General features: G+C 49.9%; 18 protein-coding genes. 9 read left to right on the plus strand and 9 right to left on the minus strand.

Annotated elements, in window-relative coordinates; translation table 11 throughout:
* Positions 1-58: 58 nt before the first annotated feature.
* Complete coding sequence (gene pldA / locus MPHASIOC01_RS26230; protein ID WP_064596912.1) at positions 59-928, minus strand: phospholipase A; 870 nt, start codon at positions 926-928, stop codon at positions 59-61.
* Positions 929-1,075: 147 nt separating this feature from the next.
* Between pldA and MPHASIOC01_RS26235 the strand changes: the two genes are divergently transcribed.
* The 4 genes from MPHASIOC01_RS26235 (at position 1,076) to MPHASIOC01_RS26250 (ending at position 3,520) form a co-directional block, all read left to right on the plus strand.
* Complete coding sequence (locus MPHASIOC01_RS26235) at positions 1,076-1,546, plus strand: thioesterase family protein (protein ID WP_064596910.1); 471 nt, start codon at positions 1,076-1,078, stop codon at positions 1,544-1,546.
* Between the two features lie 54 nt (positions 1,547-1,600).
* Positions 1,601-2,488: an EamA family transporter RarD gene (gene rarD, locus MPHASIOC01_RS26240; RefSeq protein WP_064596908.1), complete on the plus strand. Its 888-nt coding sequence runs from the start codon at positions 1,601-1,603 to the stop codon at positions 2,486-2,488.
* 201 nt (positions 2,489-2,689) lie between these two features.
* Positions 2,690-3,064, plus strand: a complete 375-nt coding sequence (locus tag MPHASIOC01_RS26245; protein ID WP_353613604.1) for a hypothetical protein — start codon at positions 2,690-2,692, stop codon at positions 3,062-3,064.
* A gap of 48 nt (positions 3,065-3,112) precedes the next feature.
* Positions 3,113-3,520 carry a DUF2628 domain-containing protein gene (locus MPHASIOC01_RS26250; protein ID WP_064596904.1) on the plus strand — a complete coding sequence of 136 codons (408 nt, stop codon included), beginning with the start codon at positions 3,113-3,115 and terminating at the stop codon, positions 3,518-3,520.
* A gap of 55 nt (positions 3,521-3,575) precedes the next feature.
* On the opposite strand, the gene corA is transcribed toward MPHASIOC01_RS26250, so the two are convergent.
* From corA to MPHASIOC01_RS26285, 7 genes are all read right to left on the minus strand, one after another.
* Entirely contained in the window at positions 3,576-4,526 is a 951-nt protein-coding gene (gene corA, locus MPHASIOC01_RS26255) for a magnesium/cobalt transporter CorA (protein ID WP_064596958.1), read from the minus strand.
* A 348-nt stretch (positions 4,527-4,874) separates the two neighbouring features.
* Positions 4,875-7,037 (minus strand): DNA helicase II, encoded by a 2,163-nt coding sequence (gene uvrD, locus MPHASIOC01_RS26260; protein WP_036115471.1) that lies wholly within the window; start codon positions 7,035-7,037, stop codon positions 4,875-4,877.
* A gap of 55 nt (positions 7,038-7,092) precedes the next feature.
* Positions 7,093-7,809, minus strand: coding sequence for a 5-amino-6-(5-phospho-D-ribitylamino)uracil phosphatase YigB (yigB, locus tag MPHASIOC01_RS26265; protein ID WP_064596902.1), 717 nt, complete (start codon positions 7,807-7,809; stop codon positions 7,093-7,095).
* On the minus strand, positions 7,809-8,708 hold the full coding sequence (xerC, locus tag MPHASIOC01_RS26270) for a tyrosine recombinase XerC (RefSeq protein ID WP_353613605.1): 900 nt from the start codon (positions 8,706-8,708) through the stop codon (positions 7,809-7,811). Before xerC ends, yigB begins: the two co-directional genes overlap by 1 nt.
* The gene (locus MPHASIOC01_RS26275) at positions 8,705-9,409 is read right to left on the minus strand and encodes a DUF484 domain-containing protein (RefSeq protein WP_064596898.1); all 705 of its coding nucleotides are present in this window, start codon (positions 9,407-9,409) and stop codon (positions 8,705-8,707) included. Before MPHASIOC01_RS26275 ends, xerC begins: the two co-directional genes overlap by 4 nt.
* Complete coding sequence (dapF, locus tag MPHASIOC01_RS26280) at positions 9,406-10,230, minus strand: diaminopimelate epimerase (protein WP_064596895.1); 825 nt, start codon at positions 10,228-10,230, stop codon at positions 9,406-9,408. The genes MPHASIOC01_RS26275 and dapF overlap by 4 nt, the downstream gene beginning before the upstream one ends.
* A 35-nt stretch (positions 10,231-10,265) precedes the next feature.
* Positions 10,266-10,472 carry an LPS translocon maturation chaperone LptM gene (locus MPHASIOC01_RS26285; RefSeq protein ID WP_064596893.1) on the minus strand — a complete coding sequence of 69 codons (207 nt, stop codon included), beginning with the start codon at positions 10,470-10,472 and terminating at the stop codon, positions 10,266-10,268.
* A gap of 190 nt (positions 10,473-10,662) precedes the next feature.
* On the opposite strand from MPHASIOC01_RS26285, the gene cyaY reads away from it, so the two are divergent.
* Positions 10,663-10,983: an iron donor protein CyaY gene (cyaY, locus tag MPHASIOC01_RS26290; RefSeq protein ID WP_353613606.1), complete on the plus strand. Its 321-nt coding sequence runs from the start codon at positions 10,663-10,665 to the stop codon at positions 10,981-10,983.
* On the opposite strand, the gene cyaA is transcribed toward cyaY, so the two are convergent.
* Complete coding sequence (gene cyaA, locus MPHASIOC01_RS26295) at positions 10,984-13,533, minus strand: class I adenylate cyclase (protein WP_353613607.1); 2,550 nt, start codon at positions 13,531-13,533, stop codon at positions 10,984-10,986. It abuts the gene before it with no gap.
* 272 nt (positions 13,534-13,805) lie between these two features.
* Here cyaA and hemC point away from each other — a divergent pair, with 272 nt between their 5' ends.
* The 4 genes from hemC to hemY are packed head-to-tail and all read left to right on the plus strand — an operon-like array spanning position 13,806 to position 17,886.
* Positions 13,806-14,747, plus strand: coding sequence for a hydroxymethylbilane synthase (hemC, locus tag MPHASIOC01_RS26300; RefSeq protein ID WP_064596888.1), 942 nt, complete (start codon positions 13,806-13,808; stop codon positions 14,745-14,747).
* Complete coding sequence (gene hemD / locus MPHASIOC01_RS26305; protein WP_064596886.1) at positions 14,744-15,493, plus strand: uroporphyrinogen-III synthase; 750 nt, start codon at positions 14,744-14,746, stop codon at positions 15,491-15,493. Before hemC ends, hemD begins: the two co-directional genes overlap by 4 nt.
* Before the next feature lie 12 nt (positions 15,494-15,505).
* Positions 15,506-16,681, plus strand: a complete 1,176-nt coding sequence (gene hemX / locus MPHASIOC01_RS26310; RefSeq protein ID WP_064596884.1) for a uroporphyrinogen-III C-methyltransferase — start codon at positions 15,506-15,508, stop codon at positions 16,679-16,681.
* 2 nt (positions 16,682-16,683) lie between these two features.
* The gene (gene hemY, locus MPHASIOC01_RS26315; protein WP_064596882.1) at positions 16,684-17,886 is read left to right on the plus strand and encodes a protoheme IX biogenesis protein HemY; all 1,203 of its coding nucleotides are present in this window, start codon (positions 16,684-16,686) and stop codon (positions 17,884-17,886) included.
* The last annotated feature ends 495 nt before the right edge of the window (positions 17,887-18,381 follow it).

Below are 18,381 nucleotides of genomic sequence, written 5' to 3' on the forward strand. Positions count from 1 at the left end.
ATCCGCTTAAAATAAAACAGGCGCTATTTTCAGCGCCTGAGTGAGAAACTGCAATGCTTTAAAACAGATCATTGAGCATAACGCCCAAACCAACGCGTGTCTGGTTGAAGTTGTAGTCTATCAGGGATTCACCGTAACCACTCCACACCTGAGCATAAGCCCGGACATGGCGGGTAATTGGGTAACTCACGCCGAATTCAGCGCCGCCGTAACCGGTATTCCAGTTATATTGCCCTTTCACACTCAGGACGGCATCACCCCAGCTATACGCCACACGCGCCTGGTAGTAACCCATATATTTGGCAATATCCGGATTATCATCAAGATTCCCCACCACATACCAGGGTTTCACTTCAACCATCCAGTCACCATTCTGCGCCATCAGGCGAGAATAAACGCGGTTCCAACTACGGGATGTGGGGTCTGAGCGGCCGTTAGAGTCATGGTTAAAACCCATCTCAACATCACGCAATGTCCAGCCAGCAAATTGATAGTCCGTGGCAAAACCCAGGAACAGTTGCGGTTCATAATTCGTTTCACGGAACGGTGAAGATTGGGACTTATTGGAAAGCTGCCACCAGGATTTCTGCGTATACGATGCACCCAGCACAGAGTTATCACCCAAAATCCCACGCCACAAAGGGAACGCGAGGCTCAACTGAAATTTCACTTCATCTTTGCGGGCGTGGTCAGCCCAGTCGTAGCTTTTTATCGCTTCTTTATTAATATCGCTACTTTCTGTGTAGAGCACATAGTTGGTATCGTAAGGATACAGAGTAAATGGGTTATCATGTTCCTGCAGCAGATTAGCAATAATACTACCGCGAACAGCCGGTGCATCATGCACCTCTTTCACCGTTGCTTCCTGTGCCCAGGCCGTGACCGGGAGCACGCACATCATTATCAAAGCAGAAAAATTCTTGCGCATCAGCCTCATTCTCCTGAAGCAATTATTATTGGTGTGACCCATTCTACATATTTCATTGTCCGATACGCACTCTTCTGCTCTTAAACTGGTTTAAAACATAAACGATACATAAAATAAACACCTCATTAACTAATGGTGAGTATCACTATGTCTGGCGTTATTCTTACCGCTGAAGAAGCATTGAAGTTGGTGGGTGATATTTTTGTATACCATATGCCATTTAACCGGGCTCTGGGGCTGGAACTGGTCAAGTACGTTCCTGATTATGCTGAACTTAGCTTTCAACACCAGCCTATGATGGTGGGGAACTGGGCACAAAATATTTTACATGGTGGCGTGATTGCCTCTGCGCTGGACGTTGCCGCCGGGCTGGTGTGTGTCGGCAGCACGCTCACGCGCCATGAAACCATCAGCGAGGAAGAGCTACGCCAGCGACTGGGAAAAATGGGCACCATTGACTTACGTGTGGACTATCTGCGCCCGGGGCGTGGCACTCATTTTACCGCCAGCAGCTCACTACTGCGTGCAGGTAATAAAGTGGCTGTTGCCAGGGTTGAATTACATAACGAACAAAAAACCTATATTGCCAGTGCAACAGCGACTTACATGGTCGGGTAGCCGCTTTTTCTGGTAAACTGCCTGTACACTTTTCCAACGCACACACACACTCAAATGGACAGCAGGCAAGTACGCTTAGGGGTTATCCTCGCCCTGATCGCCTATTTTATTTGGGGGATAGCCCCCGCTTATTTCAAACTTATTCAGTTTGTCCCCGCCAATGAAATACTGACCCACCGTATCATCTGGTCTTTTTTCTTCATGGTAGCGTTGATTTCGCTGAGCCGTCAGTGGCGCCAGGTGCGAAAAATTATCGCCACGCCAAAGAAGATTTTTGGCCTTGCCGTCTCAGCTGTATTAGTGGGTGGCAACTGGCTGCTCTTTATTTGGGCGGTCAATAATAACCATATGCTGGAAGCCAGCCTGGGCTATTTTATTAATCCGCTGGTGAATATTTTGCTGGGAATGATCTTTCTCGGTGAACGTTTTCGTCTGATGCAGTGGGTGGCCGTGTTACTGGCAGCCTGCGGTGTACTGGTTCAACTCTGGACTTTCGGGTCGTTGCCCATCATTGCGCTGGCACTGGCGTTCAGTTTTGCGCTGTATGGCCTGGTGCGTAAGAAAATTGCCGTTGATGCACAGACTGGCATGCTGATAGAAACATTATGGCTGTTACCTGCTGCTGCTATCTGGTTGTTTGGCATTACAGACACACCCACCAGCCATCTTGCCAACAACCCCTGGTCACTGAATTTGTTGCTGATGGCCGCCGGTATTGTCACCACGGTGCCGTTATTATGCTTCACCGGGGCGGCCACCCGCCTGAGATTATCCACCCTCGGCTTTTTTCAATATATTGGCCCAACACTCATGTTTTTATTAGCCGTAACGTTCTATGGCGAAGTGCCCGGGAAAGATAAAATGGTCACTTTCGGATTTATCTGGATAGCCCTGTTTGTCTTTGTTCTGGATGCATTATATACCCAGAGAAAAGTCAGATAATCCTTATAAAACAGAATACTGGCGTAGTATTCTTATTTATGTATTACGCCAGCTATACACCAGCAATCCAATTCCCTCACCTACCTTTTTTAGTACAACCACCACCTTACTATCAGGCAATACTGTTTCTATAATCTCCATGAACTGAACTCACATGCGCTGTGCGGGGTTAGGGTTAGCTTTCCCGGTAAGAAAACAACTATGTCTTTCATTATTAATTTATTCAAACCGTCACATAACGCAACTATTCGGCGCATACCCTTTTTAATCATCAGTGTTTTGTATTTCGTTCTTCAGGGCGCCCCGCTGATGTTTAATATGGGGAAATTCACCCTTATTTTTACGGTGATATTACTGCTATGGATTTATTGTAATGCGGGTGCTATGCGCTGCCGGGATATTGGTATAAAAGGCCGCTACTTCGTGATTCTCTGGATGAGCATAGTAGTGATCGGGCAAATTATGATTCGTATTTGGGGAGCAGATTGTGACTCTCCGGGTACCCGTTTTACTGCGACTATGAATATTTTGACTGCATTCTTTCTGGCTCTTACCCCAGGCAAGATAACGAAATAATTAACCAGACAATTAACCGCCATTTGGCAAGGGATAAAAGGTAACACGATGACTAACACAACATTGCCTGAAGAAAATTACGACTACCAGCAGGATCCTAAAGTAAAAGATAAATGGAAATTTCGCTTTGCTTTCATTGAAAAAATGGGTGGCTACAGCAACCCATTTTTTATACCAAAAGAAAATCGCGAAGCATTACGTAAGTTATCCTTTTGGGACCGCCAAAAAGTTCAGATAAGCTATCTGGCATTCTTTTTTGGCCCCCTTTACCTGCTAATTTTAGGACTGTGGAAAAAAGCCATAGTCTGCATTCTTGTGAGCCTGGTTGTTGCCATTATTGGTACTCTGATTCACTTCAGGTTTTTATCTTTCTGTTTCAATATTTATGTGGCATGCCAGACTATTGGTTGGTATTACGATTACAAAGTAAAAAACAAACAAACCTGGGGTATATAACCATAAAAAAAGCGCTGTTTTCACAGCGCTTTTTCTTGCCTCAAAGCATTAAGCGCTACAACCAGTTTTTCCGCTTAAAGTACAGGTAAGGTGCCAGGCCCGCGAGCATCATAAAGACGATGGCACCTGGGTAACCAAAGCTCCAGTGTAATTCCGGCATGAACTCAAAGTTCATCCCATAACTGGAAGCAACCAGCGTGGGCGGCAGGAATACAACAGATACCACGGAGAAGATTTTAATTATCCGGTTCTGTTCGATATTGATAAACCCCATCGCCGCCTGCATCAGGAAGTTAACTTTCTGGAACAAGGATTCGTTGTGTGGCAGCAGGGATTCAATATCGCGTAATACTTCGCGCGCCTGTTCAAGCTGCTCACCCGGTAAGCGAGCTTTACGTACCAGGAAATTCAGTGCCCGCTGGGTATCCATCAAACACAGGCGAACTTTCCAGCCGGTATCTTCCAGCTCTGCCAGAGTGGAGAGCGCTTCGTCGTACTCATCACCCTGTTGCCCTTCCATAATCACCCGGCTGAGCTTTTCCAGGTCGCTGTAAATGTTTTCGATTTCATCAGCCAGCTGTTCAATTTTGGTTTCAAACAAATCGAGTAACAATTCAAACGCATTACCGTCAACCATCAACTGTGTACGGGCGCGCATGCGGTAGAGACGAAATGCCGGTAACTCACGTTCACGCAAGGTAAACAGGCGACCATTACGAATGGTAAAAGCCACGGTTGAGTTGCCCGCGTGATCGTCCGCATCTTCGTAGAAGAAAAATGAGTGGATATGTAAGCCATCTTCGTCTTCAAAAAAACGGGCAGATGCCTCAATGTCTTCAAGCTCTGGCCGGGTCGCCAGGCTCTGGTCAAGTTCCGTTTGTACGCGTTGTCGCTCGTCTTCGTCTGGCTCAACCAGGTCAACCCATATCGCGTTGCTCAGGTTTTCAGCCTCTTCCACTTCGAGACGGGACAACCGATTATTTTCCAGTTGAAATGCGCTCAACATGACCGGGACTCCCAATGCAAAAATATCGGACAGTTCAGTGGGCACACAGAAACGGGGGTTTCAAACCAAGAAACAGACTGGCTCAACGCGACGGGAAAAGATGTCGCTGACAACCGCTAAGGCTATCAGCAATGAGGATAGCCTTAGGAGTTGCACCCCGAAAACAGGTGAAAGAGCCAGTATCTACTGGGTGTGTCCAAGGCGAATGTCCTCTTAGCGTAATCGTGCGCGCATGTTACGCCAGCGAAAAAGCAGCGTCAACAAACAACAGAACACTCGCAATTAATTAATATCTGTTATTTGTTAAGGTTAGCAGACAGCGCAGAAAATTTATTTTCCCACACAGAGTTACACCGTTTCGAGCCTGGCGTAAGCGGCAACCAGCCACTTAATGCCCTGGCCCTGGAATGCCACCTGCAAGCGGCTGTGCTCACCACTACCTTCCAGGTTCACAATAGTTCCCTCACCAAATTTAGGATGGCGTACCCGCTGGCCCAGCTTATAGCCACTATCGTTTTGCTCAATGGGCGTACCCAGCCGTTGGTGATTAACCGGGCGGGAAACCGTCGCACGTAAACGCACTTCCTCCACACAGTTTTCCGGTAGTTCGCCAATGAACCGGGAAGGGCGGTGATACACCTCTTTCCCGTACAGTCGGCGCGATTCTGCATAAGTCAGCGTAAGCTTTTGCATGGCCCGCGTGACACCAACATAAGCCAGGCGGCGTTCTTCTTCCAGGCGACCGCCTTCATCCAGCGACATCTGGCTGGGGAACATCCCTTCTTCCATCCCGACAATAAACACTTGCGGGAACTCCAGACCTTTCGCTGAATGCAGTGTCATCAGTTGTACTGCGTCCTGCCAGGTATCTGCCTGCCCTTCTCCTGCCTCCAGTGCAGCATGAGACAAGAAGGCCTGTAACGGCATTAAATCTTCGTCTTCGTCCTGGTAGCTGAACTGGCGTGTGGCTGTCACCAGTTCCTCAAGGTTTTCAATACGCGTCTGCCCTTTTTCGCCTTTTTCCTGCTCATACATCATCCACAAACCAGAATCTTTAATCACCCGGTCAGTCTGGACATGCAGGGGCATTTCTGCGGTATCGTGAGCCAGTGCATCAATTAGTTCCATAAAACGCTGCAGGGCAGACGCAGCGCGCCCGGCCAGGGCTTTATCCTGTAAGAGCTGGCGTGAAGCCTGCCATAGCGTGAGCTGGTTTTCTCTGGATGTCTGGCGCACAACATCCAGAGTGCGGTCGCCTATTCCCCGGGTGGGTGTATTAACCACACGCTCAAATGCCGCGTCATCATTACGGTTACTCATCAGGCGCAAGTACGCCAGCGCATCTTTAATTTCCTGGCGTTCAAAGAAGCGCATACCGCCATAAATCCGGTACGGCATGCTGCCCTGCAATAAAGCCTCTTCGAGCACGCGCGACTGGGCGTTGCTGCGATATAAGATGGCACACTGTTCCAGTGCACCGCCATTGTCCTGCCAGGTTTTGATACGGTTGACAACAAACCGGGCTTCATCCAGTTCATTGAAGGCGCAGTACAGCGAAATGGGCTCACCTTCGCTGCCGTCAGTCCACAAGTTTTTCCCAAGGCGCCCTGTGTTGTTATCAATCAGGGCGTTAGCCGCGTTCAGAATATTGCTGGTTGAACGGTAGTTTTGCTCAAGGCGAATGGTTTGCGCCCCCGGGAAATCCCGCAGAAAGCGCTGAATATTTTCCACCTGAGCACCACGCCAGCCATAAATTGACTGGTCATCATCCCCAACGATCATTACATGGCTGGTATCACCCGCCAGCAGGCGAATCCAGGCATACTGAATGTTGTTGGTATCCTGAAATTCGTCCACCAAAATGTGTGTGAAGCGATCACGATAGTGTTGGAGAATATGGGGCTTATTAAGCCAAAGCTCATGGGCGCGCAGCAGTAATTCAGCAAAATCCACCAGCCCGGCTCTGTCGCAGGCTTCCTGATAAGCCTGGTAAACCTTCAACCAGGTTTGCTCAACCGGGTTGCCATAGCTTTCTACATGTTGTGGGCGCAGGCCTTCGTCTTTTTTGCCGTTGATGTACCACATGGCCTGGCGGGCAGGCCACTGCTTTTCATCAAGGTTCATGGCTTTGATCAGGCGTTTGAGCAGGCGTAGCTGGTCTTCGCTATCCAGAATTTGAAAATCCTGTGGCAAGCCAGCATCAAGGTGATGCGCGCGCAACAGGCGGTGTGCCAGGCCGTGGAAAGTGCCAACCCACATGCCATTTTGCACGCTTCCCATCAATTGACCAATACGCTGGCGCATTTCTGCGGCCGCTTTATTGGTAAAGGTGACAGCCATAATGGAGTAAGGCGAGCTATTCTCAACCGACATCAGCCAGGCGATACGATGCACCAACACTCGTGTTTTCCCGCTTCCCGCACCTGCCAGAACCAGCAAATTACTGCGTGGTGCCGCAACGGCTTCACGCTGTTTATCATTAAGACTGTCGAGCAGGTAAGAAACGTCCATCAGCACCGCCAAATTGGGGAAAGGGGGGATCGTACCCCTGGAAATTTTTACAGCATTATATCAGCGCAGTGAGTGATGCCAACCGCGAAATTTCTACATGAGGTAGCAACCGGCTGTCTTTGGCCGTCATCAGGCTGGCCTGTTTCAGGTTAATCCAGCATGCCTGAACGCCACTTTGTACCGCGCCTGACACATCAGTGGTGAGGTCATCACCTACATGGAGCAACTCACCGGGCTGAAGACCCAGTTTTCGTGCCGCGAGCCAGTACATATCGCCAAACGGTTTTGAGCGGCCATCCGGTCCGGCACGCAACACAAACTGAAAATACGACTCAAGCCCGAAACGAGAGGGATCCGCATTACCATTAGTAATAGCGGCTAATGGCCATTTTCCCGCCAGTTTTGCCAGTATGGCATGAGTTTCCTGTGGTACTTCTATACGGTTACGCCAGTGAGCAAACTCGGCCATCACCGCATCCGCGCCTTCACGCGCCTGGCTATCTGGTATCCCGGCAAGTTGCATCGTGCGTTCTATCGCCCGCCAGCGCCACTGGGACACATCATGGTAAATCTCCGGTTCTTCTGCCCTTAATGCGTCACGCACACCAATAAAATCACTGGCTGTCAGTTGAGCCAGTGACGGGTGGTATTGTTGAAGAAACTGAAGCGATGCCTGAGTAGTTTTTTGAATTACTGGATAGTTGTCATACAGCGTATCGTCCAGATCAAATGTCAGAGCGGCAATCCGGCTCAGTGGACGGTAAAAATGCATTACGATTTCCCCCGCCTGGCGCGAGGATGCGCTGCATCATACACCGAGGCTAAATGTTGAAAGTCGAGGTGGGTATAGATTTGGGTAGTCGATAAATTGGCGTGCCCCAGCAATTCCTGTACCGCTCGCAAATCACCACTGGATTCCAGCATATGTGTGGCAAATGAGTGGCGTAATTTATGAGGATGGACATGGCTGTTAAGCCCCTGGCGCACTCCCCATTCAGCAAAGCGTTTTTGCACGTTACGCGCTGAAATACGTTTACCCTGGCGGGATAAAAAAAGTGCGTCATCATCGGGTCCAAACAGCAAACGCAGTTCCAGCCAGTGCTCAACCCATTGCACCGCACTACGGCCAACAGGCAACCTGCGCTCTTTACTCCCTTTCCCCATCACCCATACCTCACCACTGGCGAGGTCCAGATGGCGGCAATCAATATTGACCAGTTCCGATAAACGCAACCCGGCACCATACATGATTTCCAGCATCGCCCGGTCACGCACAGCGAGTGGGTCATTAATATCGATATCCAGTAACCGGTTGATGTCATCCACATCAATATTCTTGGGCAAATGGCGTGGCGCTTTGGGGCTGGCGACACCTTTTGCCGGGTTTGCATCCAACTCACCCTGAGCAACCAGCCAATCGAAAAAACTGCGCAGGGCAGAAAGGCGTAATGCCATGCTGGCAGGTTGCAGACCATGCTTGCGGCTTAATACTGCAAAGCGTTTCACTTTGTTGCTGTCGCACTGAGCCCAGTGTTGTATCCCAATATCCGCCGCCATACTGATAATAACCTGCAACTGGCGGCCATAGTTGAGCAAAGTCAGTGGGCTTAGCTGCCGTTCCACTTTCAGGTAACGCAAATATTGGTCAACACTCACCTGCAAACCGCTCATAACCGCTCCACCCAACGTTCCAGTAACCCCGGTAATAATGTACTCAGTTCCTGCAAGAACTGAGTTCCCTGGCCTGCACAATAGTGCTGAGGGTCACGGCTGGAGAATACCAGTACACCTAAATCACCTTGTTCCCCCAGTAATGACATTGCTACTGAGCCTACTGCTTTTTCCTGCGGCAACATCACCAGCAATTCATTACCATTGAGGCCGCCAAGATAATGCGACTGGTCGCCAAAACGTTGTACGCGCAATGGCTCAAACAGTTGCCGGCTCAACGCCAGGTGAGTAAAACAGGAAGGTGCGCCAATACGCCATTTATCCGGAAAGAGCCGTAACGTAGCACTGGATAGTTTCATCTCCTTTGCCCAACGAGCCAGGCGTTCAAGAAAAGACTGAAAATCCGGGGCTGACGCCAGCCGACTTTGTAGTTTCAGTAGTCGGTAAAACAGCCCTTCATTTGCCATTGCCTGTTCAACCAGCAAACCCATATTGGTTTCCAGGTTATCAATCCGGTTCCGCGACCTGGCCATATGCCATTCAACCAGTGACACCGCTCCCCGTACCGGGTGCGGTACACAGAGTTGCTCAACCAGTTGTGCGTTACGAATAAAAAAATCAGGGTGACGACGCAGATAGTCTCCGACCATCTCGTCTGTCAGCTCAGGCAAAATATCTTGCTGTTCTCCGACGTTCTTCATAGATGTATAAACCCATCATAGACATGAGTGGCAGGCCCGGTCATATACAAAGGATGCCCAGGACCTTTCCAGGCAATATCTAACCGGCCACCAGGCAGGTCAACCCGCACTTGTTCAGCCAGTAAACCTTGTTGTATACCGACAGCCACTGCACCACAGGCCCCACTTCCACAGGCCTGGGTTTCACCTGCGCCGCGTTCATAAACCCGCAGACGGATATGCTCAGGGTTAACCACTTCCATAAAACCAACATTCACCCGTTCAGGAAAGCGGTCATGGCTTTCTACCAACGGCCCCAGCAATGCCACTTCAGCTGTCGCAACACTTTCAACCTGAATCACACAATGGGGATTACCCATTGATACTGCGCCACAAAGAACCGTTTGTTCTGCGACGCGCATAATATAGGTTTTTTCCATTTTATTAGCGCGGAAAGGAATACGGCCAGGTTCGAAGTCCGGTTCGCCCATATTCACCCGTACTAAATCATCGTCCGTCACTGTCAGAACCATACGCCCATTGGCAGTACTGACAAAAATATCTTTCTTGTTGGTCAGGCCCTTCAGACGCACAAAGCGGGCAAAACAACGCGCGCCATTGCCACACTGTGCAACTTCACTACCATCCGCATTAAAAATACGGTAGTGAAAATCCAGCTCAGGATCATAAGGTGGTTCCACAATCAGTAACTGATCAAACCCCACTCCCAAATGCCTGTCAGCCAGGCGGCGGATCATATCCGGAGAGAAGAAGACGTTTTGTGTTACCGCGTCAACCACCATGAAATCATTGCCAAGCCCATGCATTTTGGAAAACTGCATTTAGAACTCCCTTCCCCAGGTCATGCACTGGGGTGCTACTGGGTGACAACCTGCGTCGGGTCGTCGCCATACCCACGATCGTTTTGATCAGGTGCGGCTGATTGCGTCGACGATGCTGGTTTTTCAACATGTTCGGGTGTTTTGTTGTCTGCCGGAGGGAAATAGAGTGGGCCTTTTAAACCACATCCACTGAGGCTAAACATTGCCAGCGCCATGGCCAGCGGATAAACGAGTTTCTTCATTCTGCAGTGCCTGTATATCGTTATTGTTATCTATCATCGCAGGTGAACCCTGAAAAGCAATAGCCAGAGTCTGAGGAACAGATAATTCCCGCCAAAAACACTTGCTTACTCACGAGTCTGTGAGCGGTATTTTAATTTCCCACGCTGTGCTTTTATACTGCCTGCACAGCCTTATAACGGGAAGCGAAACATGAACGATTCTGAATTCCACAGACTGGCCGACGAACTGTGGATGGCCATTGAAGAATATTTTGATAACTGGGATGGCAACAGCGATATCGACTGCGAGATCAATGGTGGTGTACTGACACTGAGTTTTGAAAATGGCAGCAAAATCATTATTAACCGCCAGGAGCCACTGCACCAGGTCTGGCTGGCAACCAAAAGTGGTGGCTACCACTTCAACCTGAAAGAAGATACCTGGGTATGCGACCGTAGCGGAAAAACTTTCTGGGCCTTACTGGAAGAAGCCTGCTCTCAGCAAGCTGGTGAACCAGTCAGCTTCCAGTAATTACTGCTGATATTGTTGCAGTAGTGTCGCAGCGTTGCCATCTGATGCCAGCGCTGCGGCTGCGGTAACAGACTGAGCACGGTACGGAATGACCTGGGCGCGCCCTTCCCCACTCACAATCTGGTAGAACTGTGGCAGGTTGAAGTTCACAAAGCTGGAACCATAAGTGAAGCGATCATGGGATGAGGAGTAGAACCGGCTGACATCCCGAACCAGCTCTTCAATACTCCCTTCACAGTGATGGTAAACTTCAGCGCGGTTACCTTCATCCAGAATATAGATGTTGAACCCTTTGTCACTGTTGGTTTCTTCAAAGAAAAACTGAATAATCCCTTCACTGGCAAACCCGTCAACAACCGAAGGGAGCTGGACATGGTTGGTTTCAACCTGAACCGACAACCCATGCAGTTTGTTATGAGAAATCGCCCCATAAAACTCAATGGCGTTTTCCAGTTTCTGCACAGACACATTCAACCGTTCAAAGAACAGCCCCCAGGTTTGCCCGGCAACACGCAACGCTTTAAAACGCCCGGGTTCAAGACGTGTGCTCGACAAGCGTAACTCAATACATTCAGAAACCAGTTGCAGAACACGGGTACGAATTAACCCACGCAAATGCTGGCTGTAGCAAAATACCTCAACGTTGTCTGGTGGCGCTGCATCCTGGTGCATTTTACCCAAAATCGTTTTTAACGCTTCAATCATGGCCTGCTCGCCATTGAAATGCAGAGTACGCACTTCATTCCATGAGTTGCGATACAGCAAATCAATACTGCCAATCAGGCATTTTTGTTCTTCACCGAAACTAAAGACATCCAGCTTACGGAAATCAAAATGCACCACCTGGTTACGAAACGCCGTCGTCGGGTCATATTCCAGGTTGACAATAATCGCGAGATGGCGAATTTCGCATGGGCTGTACAATGCCTTAGGTGTTGGCGCTGGCAGCCTGATAGGGAAATGATGGGATACATCCGACACCATTTCCTGCAATTTTGCCAGGTCACAGATACCATTGCCTTTAATGAACAGGCGGGTACGCGGTGTTAATAAACCATTGAAGTAGGCCCAGGCCACCAGTTTGTTCAGATAACGGTTATATTCCAGTGGCTGATGGCTGATAATCGTGTCCATATGCGGCGCACGGTTATACAGATACCACCCCGAACGATTTGCCCGGCCTGGCGGTACATGAATAAAGGTCAGATTCGGTTCAGACAGGTCTGGCGATATTTGTGGGTTAACCAGGGTGACTTTCCCCGGCAGAGCTTCAAAGGCGGCATAGAGCTTACGCGTCAGAACCCCGATATCTTGTGGGCTGGCACTGACACTCAGATTGTTGCGACGGGCAAAACGAATCAGGTTGCGATAGCTTTGCATCATCGCATCCAGCAATTCATTATGAGCATTGCGGACTTCGTCAATTTTCCAGTTAGCCCGGTTATCCAGCATAGCCAGGCGCTGTTCATCCCAGCCCCAGCTTTTCACTAACTGCCCGATAACCTCACGCCGCCAACCAACACAGGCACGCTCCCGGCTGAGTTTTTCGCATACTTTCAGATAAAAACAGCGGCGAACCAGGTCAAGGCGAGTGGTATCTTCTATTGCAGTTAAATACTGGGTAACCCGTTCCAGCATCATGCAGTACGCATCGAGCCCGAACGAGACAATTTCACCGTTATGCAGGTGTTGTTTGATGTCTTTGGCTAACAGACTGGTATTGGGATATTCCCAGGAATACGCTTCCAGCAACAGCGTTTTCAGCACGGCTTTATACGGGGAATCAATACTTTTATACAACTGCCATAAACTGGCGCCGAAGTATTCTTCCGCAGACAATGAGCTCAGCCCACCCAGATCCAACCATTCGTTAGGGGTCAGCACGCCTTGCGCATAGAGTTTCATAACATAGTCGTCATAGCTCTCTTCCTGGTCACAGGGCACCATATTCCACAGAATACGTTTCCCGGCCAGGCGCACTGCGGTGCGGTAAAATTCGTCCAGCAGTAAAATATGCTGTGTAGAACCGCAATCTTCGCCACCCAGACTCCCGCTCTCGTTATGACGAAAACGGTTTTCATCGATCAGGAAGAAACTGACTTCCACGCCTAACGACGCAGCCCAGCCCTCCAGTAACGCACACTTGCGCTGGAGCAAACGGCGTTCTTCATTGTCCAGCCACGCCTGATGACACACCCAAATATCCAAATCAGACGAACAACTTTGCCCAACCGATGAAGTGCTCCCCATGGAGTACACACCAGTAATGGGTAATTCACTGGTGTTTTCTTCTTGCGGGAAAGCGCCATATTTCAGCTCAAGGCTGTCCAGATAATGGCGTTGTGTATCATCAGGCGTGTACAGACAAATTCCATGGGGAACGTTGCCATCAAGGTACCCCGGCATTTGCGGATGATGGCAATGCAATAATGTAGGCAGCAGACTGTAAACCTGCTGAAAAGCGGGTCCCATTGCAGCCAGGGCGCGATCCACGCGCAGTTGGTTTATGGCATCCAGTCTCTGTTTAAGAGTCTCAATATAGAGGTACAAGACGTATCGCCTGATTGGTTACAGTATTTCAAAAACGTAATCCGCATGCTGCCTTTAATGATTATAGAATGAACAGGCTGGCAATTGGTGAAAACGTGATCAATTTAACACCACGAGCATTGACCGTAAAGAAAGATGCGCTAAGTAAGTCTAGCATTCGGGCGCATCTTAATACACTTAAACTGACACTTTCAGGATAAACCCCGTTGAAACTGACACGCTTCCTCTAACAATGGTAGGATGATATTCAAGCGTTTTTTACGGTAACTAGCATGGTAGACAAAGTATTACGAATTGCCACCCGGCAAAGCCCGCTTGCGCTGTGGCAAGCACAATATGTCAAACAACGTTTGCAGGCATACCACCCGGGTTTGCAGGTTGAACTGGTTCCGATGGTCACTCGTGGTGATGTCTTGCTTGACACTCCCCTCGCAAAAGTGGGTGGTAAGGGCTTGTTTGTCAAAGAACTCGAACTGGCGATGCTGGAGAATCGGGCTGATATCGCCGTTCACTCAATGAAAGATGTACCAGTTGCCTTTCCCGAAGGCCTGGGGCTGGTCACCATTTGCCAGCGGGAAGATCCACGCGATGCGTTTGTATCCAACCACTACACCAGCCTTGACTCACTTCCACAAGGTGCAGTAGTAGGAACATCCAGCCTGCGTCGCCAGTGCCAAATTGCGGCACGCCGCCCTGACCTGCAAATTCGCTCATTACGCGGCAATGTCGGTACCCGGCTGGGTAAACTGGATAGCGGTGAATATGATGCCATTATTCTGGCTGTGGCTGGCTTAAAACGCCTTGGACTGGAAGAACGGGTTCGTGAAGCGCTGGCACCAGAGGTAAGCCTGCCAGCCGTTGGGCAAGGTGCGGTGGGTGTTGAATGCCGCCTCACTGATACATGGACTCGTGAATTACTCGCGCCACTGCATGATACCGATACGGCTATTCGGGTAATTGCCGAGCGGGCAATGAATACACGTCTGGAAGGTGGTTGCCAGGTACCAATTGGTAGTTTTGCAGTGTTGGAAAATGGCCAGTTATGGTTACGGGCACTGGTTGGCGCACCGGATGGTTCACAAATCATCGCAGGTGAGCGCCGTGGTGAACCGGACCAGGCTGAAACAATGGGTATTAGTCTCGCTGAAGAACTATTGGCACGCGGTGCGAGCCAAATTCTTCACGACGTTTATCAAGGTGAAAAACCGCAATGAGTATTTTGGTCACTCGCCCATCGCCTGATGGGGAAGCGCTGGTTAGCCGTCTCAGGGCTCTCGGGCGAGAGGCCTGGCACTTTCCTTTGATTGAATTCGCCCGGGGGAATGCATTAAGCCAACTCCCGGCGTTACTGGGCGAGCTTGTGCAGGGCGACTTACTGTTTGCTGTTTCCCGGAACGCGGTGCAATTTGCCCAGAGCGAGCTTACAGCAACCCGGTCAACCTGGCCAGGTCATATCCGGGCATTTGCCGTTGGGCGCACTACTGCTCTGGCACTGCATACCGTGAGCGGGCTGCCAATTAGCTACCCACGGGATCGGGAAACCAGCGAAACCTTGCTACAATTACCTGAATTACAGAATGTTGCCGGGAAACGTGCGCTTATTTTGCGTGGCAATGGTGGGCGGGAATTGCTCTCTGACACGCTGAGTGAACGAGGTGCGGCTGTGACAATCTGCGAATGTTACCAACGCCAACCCTGCCAGTATGATGGCCTTGAAGAGGCCTGGCGCTGGCAAAATCGTGGGATCCGCATACTGGTGGTGACAAGTGGCGAGATGCTCACGCAACTGACGAACACGATTCCCGAATTATATCGAACTAACTGGTTATTCCGCTGCCGGCTTGTAGTCGTCAGCGAACGGCTGGCACAGGTTGCCCGGGAATTGGGCTGGGAAGAAATCACTGTCGCCGAACATGCTGATAACGATGCGCTTTTGCGCACCCTGCAATCACTTTATTAATGGGATGCCATAATGACGGAACAACATAGCGACTCCGCCGCAACTGACGAAACTCGGGTGGAAGAAACTCCAGTATCACAAAACACCGGCACAATACGTCATGCGGAAGACAAGAAAAAGCATAGTGGAAAGGCAGGAATCGCGTTAGGCGTGGTTGCAATCGCCATTGCGCTGGCTTGTGGTGCCGGGATGTGGACCTGGACTAAACATCAACTGGCAACACAAACATCGACCAGCGATACCATAATTGATCAGTTAACCGCTTTGCAGCATCAGCAAACGCAGCAGAATGCCGCGTTGCAAAAAACCGTTGAAGCACAGGCCAGTGCGCTCGCGCAGGCACATAAACAGCAACTGGCCCAGGCAACGCAACTCTCTGAGCTGGAACAAAAAGTGGCGACCATTTCTGGTTCAGATGCAAAAACATGGATGCTGTCACAGGCGGACTTTCTGGTAAAACTGGCCGCCAGGAAGTTATGGAGCGACCAGGATGTCACTACGGCAGCGGCGTTACTGAAAAGTGCCGATGCCAGTCTGGCTGACATGAATGACCCCAGTTTGCTCCCTGCCCGCCGAGCAATCACGCAAGATTTATCCACATTGTCTTCCCTGACACAAGTTGATTATGACGGTATTATTCTGCAGCTTAATCAGCTTACCAACCAGATTGATAACCTTCGTCTTGCAGATAACACCACTGATGACACGCCAATGGATGATGACAGCAGTGAGCTGTCTGGTTCCTTTAGCCAGTGGCGTGAAAACCTGACGAAGAGCTGGCACAACTTTATGGACAGTTTTATCACCATACGCCGCAGGGATGAGACGGCAGTCCCGTTACTGGCACCAAACCAGGATGTTTACCTGCGCGAAAACCTGCGCTCACGCTTATTAGTGGCCGCCCAGGCGGTTCCGCGCCATCAAAACGAAGTATATAAACAGGCGCTGGAAAATGTCTCGACCTGGGTACGCGCTTATTACGATACCAACGACGCAGCGACTAAAGCCTTTCTGCAAAGCCTGGATTCGCTGAGTCAGCAAGATATCAGCATGGATGTCCCGGATTCGCTGCAAAGCCAGCCAATTCTGGAAAAATTAATGCAAACACGCGTGCGTAACTTATTGTCCCAACCAGGCGTTAGCGCAGGCTCCGGCAACATAACTGCACAGCCGGCACAGGGAGAGTAATCATGCTGAAAGTCTTGTTGCTGTTTTTATTATTGATTGCAGGCATCGTGCTTGGCCCAATGCTGGCAGGGCATCAAGGGTACGTACTGATTCAGACAGATAATTACAACATTGAAACCAGTGTAACCGGGTTGGTTATCATGCTGGTCCTGCTGATGCTGGTGCTGTTCGCGGTTGAATTGCTGCTGCGTAAAGTATTCAGAACCGGTGCACGTACCCATGGCTGGTTTGTGGGCCGCAAACGCACACGCGCACGTAAGCAAACCCGGCAGGCCTTGCTAAAACTGGCCGAAGGGGATTACCAGCAAGTCGAGAAACTGATGGCTAAAAATGCCGATCATGCAGAGCAACCTCTGGTGAACTACTTACTGGCAGCTGAAGCAGCTCAGCAGCGAGGCGATGAAACGCGCGCTAATCAGCATCTGGAACGAGCCGCTGAGCTGGCCGACAATGATCAGATCCCGGTAGATATTACCCGGGTACGTTTGCAACTGGCCCGTAATGAAGATCACGCGGCACGACATGGTGTGGACAAGCTTCTGGATATTGCGCCACGTCACCCGGAAGTATTGCGTCTTGCTGAACAGGCTTACATTCGTACGGGAGCATGGAATGCCTTGCTTGATATTCTCCCTTCTATGGCAAAAGCCGGAGTTGCAGATGATGCGCATCGCGAAGCGCTGCAAGAACAGGCATGGCTGGGATTGATTAACCAGGCTATGGCCGAGCAAGGTAGCGAAGGGTTGAATAACTGGTGGAAGAATCAGCCACGCAAAACCCGCCAGCAAACCATATTGCAAGTAGCGATGGCAAAACGTCTGATTGAGTGTAACGATCACACCAGTGCAGAGAAAATTATTCTGGCCGGTTTAAAACGCCAGTACGATGACCGGCTGGTGACACTGATGCCACAGCTCAAGTCAGGCGATCCGTCTGTGCTGGAAAAAGCATTGCGTCAGCAAATCAAACTACAGGGTGACCGTCCGTTATTATGGCGCACGTTAGGGCAGTTACTGATGCAACACGCAGAATGGCAGGAAGCCAGTCTGGCGTTTCGTGCCGCACTGAAACAGCGCCCGGACGCCGAAGATTATGCCTTACTGGCAGATACTCTCGACCGTCTGAAAGAGCCCGCTGAAGCAGCAACCATGCGCCGGGAAGGCCTGTTGTTGAGTGTTACCCCCAGTGATAAGCCAAAAAGCTAACAGCCCCTTCTTCCCATAAAAAAACACCTGCCCACTGGGCAGGTGTTAAATCAGGTCATATAACAACAAGCTTGGTGCTTCACTCAACGTTATGTCCATGGTGTTTGATGAGGGTGAAACCGACATCTGTCTTTGGACGATAAGCACCGCAAAGGGCTCTGCATCATTCCTGGCATTATGAGGCATAAAGCGAACATAACAGGTGGAATGAGCATCTACCCGTCTATTCTTGCACAAATGATGCCAAAGTTACAGTCAGATTATTCAGGCCTCAGGCCACGGATGGCGGGCTTTCTCACCACATCTGAACATGCCATATTCCTCTGGTAAACACTGAATGTCGGGCATTAACGACAGGCAAAAACAAATCGAACAACAAGCCTTTAAAATCATAATGTTAAATGTTACTGACTGGAGACAATTTCTGAGGAGCGGGTTGCTAAATCGCAACAAAGGGAGGTAAGTAACGATTTATTCTGAATAACCATTATTTCA

Origin of the sequence: Mangrovibacter phragmitis (assembly GCF_040429585.1) — a bacterium.
In the GTDB taxonomy this organism is placed as follows: Bacteria; Pseudomonadota; Gammaproteobacteria; order Enterobacterales; family Enterobacteriaceae; genus Mangrovibacter; species Mangrovibacter phragmitis.

Excerpts from the sequence above, each read along its gene's own strand:
- MPHASIOC01_RS26275 (WP_064596898.1), bottom strand. The coding sequence starts at position 9,409 with ATGAAGAACGTCGGAGAACAGCAAGATATTTTGCCTGAGCTGACAGAC.
- dapF (WP_064596895.1), bottom strand. The coding sequence starts at position 10,230 with ATGCAGTTTTCCAAAATGCATGGGCTTGGCAATGATTTCATGGTGGTT.
- corA (WP_064596958.1), bottom strand. The coding sequence starts at position 4,526 with ATGTTGAGCGCATTTCAACTGGAAAATAATCGGTTGTCCCGTCTCGAA.
- MPHASIOC01_RS26245 (WP_353613604.1), top strand. The coding sequence starts at position 2,690 with ATGTCTTTCATTATTAATTTATTCAAACCGTCACATAACGCAACTATT.
- hemX (WP_064596884.1), top strand. The coding sequence starts at position 15,506 with ATGACGGAACAACATAGCGACTCCGCCGCAACTGACGAAACTCGGGTG.
- rarD (WP_064596908.1), top strand. The coding sequence starts at position 1,601 with ATGGACAGCAGGCAAGTACGCTTAGGGGTTATCCTCGCCCTGATCGCC.
- yigB (WP_064596902.1), bottom strand. The coding sequence starts at position 7,809 with ATGCATTTTTACCGTCCACTGAGCCGGATTGCCGCTCTGACATTTGAT.
- MPHASIOC01_RS26285 (WP_064596893.1), bottom strand. The coding sequence starts at position 10,472 with ATGAAGAAACTCGTTTATCCGCTGGCCATGGCGCTGGCAATGTTTAGC.
- xerC (WP_353613605.1), bottom strand. The coding sequence starts at position 8,708 with ATGAGCGGTTTGCAGGTGAGTGTTGACCAATATTTGCGTTACCTGAAA.
- cyaY (WP_353613606.1), top strand. The coding sequence starts at position 10,663 with ATGAACGATTCTGAATTCCACAGACTGGCCGACGAACTGTGGATGGCC.
- MPHASIOC01_RS26235 (WP_064596910.1), top strand. The coding sequence starts at position 1,076 with ATGTCTGGCGTTATTCTTACCGCTGAAGAAGCATTGAAGTTGGTGGGT.
- uvrD (WP_036115471.1), bottom strand. The coding sequence starts at position 7,037 with ATGGACGTTTCTTACCTGCTCGACAGTCTTAATGATAAACAGCGTGAA.
- MPHASIOC01_RS26250 (WP_064596904.1), top strand. The coding sequence starts at position 3,113 with ATGACTAACACAACATTGCCTGAAGAAAATTACGACTACCAGCAGGAT.
- hemY (WP_064596882.1), top strand. The coding sequence starts at position 16,684 with ATGCTGAAAGTCTTGTTGCTGTTTTTATTATTGATTGCAGGCATCGTG.
- hemD (WP_064596886.1), top strand. The coding sequence starts at position 14,744 with ATGAGTATTTTGGTCACTCGCCCATCGCCTGATGGGGAAGCGCTGGTT.
- hemC (WP_064596888.1), top strand. The coding sequence starts at position 13,806 with ATGGTAGACAAAGTATTACGAATTGCCACCCGGCAAAGCCCGCTTGCG.
- pldA (WP_064596912.1), bottom strand. The coding sequence starts at position 928 with ATGCGCAAGAATTTTTCTGCTTTGATAATGATGTGCGTGCTCCCGGTC.